At 41.5% G+C, this 3450-nt stretch carries 1 protein-coding gene; it reads right to left on the bottom strand.

Annotation, left to right across the window (positions count from 1 at the left end):
* The coding region (locus tag G508_RS19155) for an immunoglobulin domain-containing protein (protein WP_035694992.1) at positions 1-2898 on the bottom strand (2898 nt) is incomplete at its 3' end.
* Between the last annotated feature and the right edge of the window lie 552 nt (positions 2899-3450).

The raw sequence follows: 3450 nt of genomic DNA, 5'->3' as shown, positions 1-3450 counted from the left end.
TCTGAAAAATTCATCGTTATTTCCGGTGACACGCATGCTGTTGTTAAAGATGGCTTCCCCATTGGCTATGCCTTTTACAAAGAAGGCCTGTCCGGTTGCAATAGATCCATTTGGCTCTGTGGTGTTAATAAAGCTACCATCTCCACTAGTGGCAGCTGTTCCTTCGGCAGTACCTGTTCCGCCCGTTCCATTATAGGAAGCATAATCTCCAGTATTATAGCTATAGATTCCATTGTATGAAGGTGTTAGTGCGGTATTGTGGGTCCAGAAATAAAGCGTACCACCTAATAGGTTATTGGTTGTATTGGAAGGATAATCACTGTTTGCATTTAAAAATTCCTCAGCACTGATGGCAGATGGATAGGGATTACCCAGTAGATTCCATTTGTCTGGCCCCGAAACAGGATGTCTTACAATACCATTGTTTGGCTTGCCAATAAAAATACCATCTTGGTATACTATCGGATCCGGATTGCCAATAGATCCTTCTATAGGATATCCTTGAGGTGCTCTCACGATATAGCCTCTTCCGGGAACCATAGCTTCGGTGCCATTTAGAATAGGTTCCCATCCTGATGCCGCCAGGGGAGCTGTGCTACCAGGGGTCCATTTGAAATATTTGTTATATAATGTAAGGGGTGATAAATCGTGTAAGCTAAACTCTCCCGATTGCTTTATGCCGTCTCCGTCTTCAAATACAGGTGAACTCCAGTAGGTGTAATCAAACCGATACAAGGGTTGGGTAAAGCGGTGCATTTGAATTTCTCCCATGTTATTATTAGCCGTTGCATTGTCAACATCAGTAATTTGAACAAGGCTGGCTGTGTCTTTGATTTCTAGGATACCGTTTGGTTCTACACGTACTTCATTCGTTATTGTAAGGGTGCTTCCCGAAGGGATGTTGAGCTGGGCACCGCCTTTAACAGTTAGGGTTTTCCCTGCCACACTTGCATCGGCAGGAATTATCGGCGGAATGACGGTATCCGGGATAATGATAATACAGTTGGCACTTGTTGGTACACCATAAGGTTTCCAATTTTCATCTGCATTCCAATCTGTTCCAGTTCCTGCCCATATTTTTGAATAGTTGGTAAGGGATAGTGGTTGGTTTAAAACACAAGCATTCGTAAGTGTTGTCGTAATACTGATATCAAACGTAGGTTGTTCCAGGAGTGACAGATTAGGGATAATATAAACCTTATTGATTGTAGTGCCTTCGGTATACGGAATTTGTAAAGCAGCATCTTCGAATACCGAAATAGCAGCACCCGACCAAGAGTAGGATGCCAGTAAGGTTTTACTGCCATAAATCTGGATATCATCAATAGCAAGACCATCTGCCCAAATATTTGCATAATAGCGAATCCTGAATTTCAGATTGGTTAGGTTAGTATAACTATCCAAGTTGATTTCCTTTGTTTCAAAGCTACCGGGATTCCCTAAGTCAGTTGTATATACCACAGGTGTTGCCAGTGCAGTATAAGTGGTGCCTCCATTGGTAGAAACCTCAACGGTTACATATTCCATACTGGGATCGACCCCATCAGCTTTGTATCTCGAAAAATAAATCCTGAATTTCATTCTGAGGTTGGTAAATGCTGTAGTGTTGATGGCATTTCGCAATTCAAGTGCATGATCTTTAGTGGAGTTATTGATGTCGGCTGTACTAAAAGCGAATTTATTGGTTCCGAAACCAGACGAAATAGTAGGAAGCCAAGTATCGGCTCCATCTTCTGGTATAAAGGCGCTTGTTTTCTTTTTCCATTGGGTAATATCCGTGTTGGTAGTGCTAATTGCTTTTCTTACAAAAGTAGCAGTCCCCGCGTTGTCTAAATCGCCAGTGCTGTCAAAATTCTCATCTACCAGAAAAACGGTTTCGAAGCTATCTTCGGCAGTCAGTTCTATTGGGGTATGGTCGCCACATGCTACTGGTGTGGCGGGTATGAAAGTAATATTTGGTATTTCTCTCACCGTGGCAGTGACAGCTCTTCTTACTTGGGTTTCGCAACTACCGTTATAGGCTACGACATAAAAGGTTGTAGTTGCAGCAATGGAGGGACTGTTAAAAGTGGTGCTGTTTCCGCTATTTGGGCTAGTGCTATACGTGCCACCTGTTGGTGAGGTATACCATCTAAATTCTGTAACCCCTTCAGAAATAGTACTAGCCTGTAAAACTACCGAACCTGTTCCGCAACGTTCGCCTTTGGTAACCGTTTCAATATCTGCACCACAACGGGCTACGACGGTGAGTAAATAATCTTCGGTTTCTCCGGCATAGCTACTGGGATCTTGAGAATTGATATTGATTCCTGAGCCAGAATCCTCAATTCTGATTCTGATCCTGTAATCTCCGGGAGCTAGGTTAGAGGGAACTTTATAACCAAAGGTAGTGGAGCTTAGTCGGGTTGAACCGGTACTAAAAATTTGCTCGTTGGTGTCAATAAAATCACCATCATTGTTGATGTCAATCCATGCCTTTACTTTTGCCCTTGGGCCATTTGTGGTAACTTTGATGTTTACACCTTCCCCTTGTATTTGGCTGGCGTGAGCCGCTAGACCTGTAAAGTCCTGATATCCGCTCGGATTGGAGGAGAAGGTAGAGCTTGAGGTAATATCGTTTAGAATACCCAAAAATTTCACCTCCGATAAATAGACCGTATTGTTAGGGGTATGTGTAGGTACTACTGCTGCAGTCTCAAGAGCTGGAACGGTATATGGGTTTGTATTCGATAAGGCAATGCCTCTATCTTCTGAGTTGAGGCTATAGTGTCCTCTTATGCTTCCACTTATCATCATGAAGAGCACAACAGCAAAAAACTGCCTGCTTAATCTTGATTTTATTTTACCTAAAGTAATATTGTGGGGGCCAACAATTCCTAAATGTAATTTTATTTCCATAATGTAGTGCGATTGCGTTTTGCTGCAATCTCGGGTTTATAGCTTTAGTAGAAATGGGGTTTTTACGGGCTGTAAGTTGTAAATCTCACTAATTTTTATTGAAAAATCTAACATTTTTTTAATTGTTTACAATGATATAATTCATGTAAAGGCTAATTGATTTTGTATCAAGCACATCCAAATATTGCGACTCATCCAAAAGGTTATCTCACAGAACTATTTTAAGCGAATAGTTAAACTATTAGGGTCATTAGCTTAGGATTTTAAGAAACCTAGTGGGGTATTTGGGTTCAGTTTCTCGTCTAGGTGACAACAGATTCATTCTTAAATTAATGTTCCATCTACGGAAATTGGTTGGTGGAACGGCATAAAAAAGCCCGCATCATTCTAAAACGATGCGGGCTTTTATTAGTGTATTAGAACTTCCTTCTGAAGTTTCGGGATTAGATCTTAATACACAATCTTTTTATTGAGGATCTGTCCGTTTTGAAGCTGAATCTTGACGATCAGAGGTTGTTGTTGGATGACCACGTTTTCGATGGCCCAGTTTAG

This window comes from Flavobacterium soli DSM 19725, assembly GCF_000422705.1.
GTDB classification, from domain to species: domain Bacteria; phylum Bacteroidota; class Bacteroidia; order Flavobacteriales; family Flavobacteriaceae; genus Flavobacterium; species Flavobacterium soli.
Note: the sequence above shows the minus strand (reverse complement) of the source record. Positions and strands in the feature narration are given on the sequence as shown.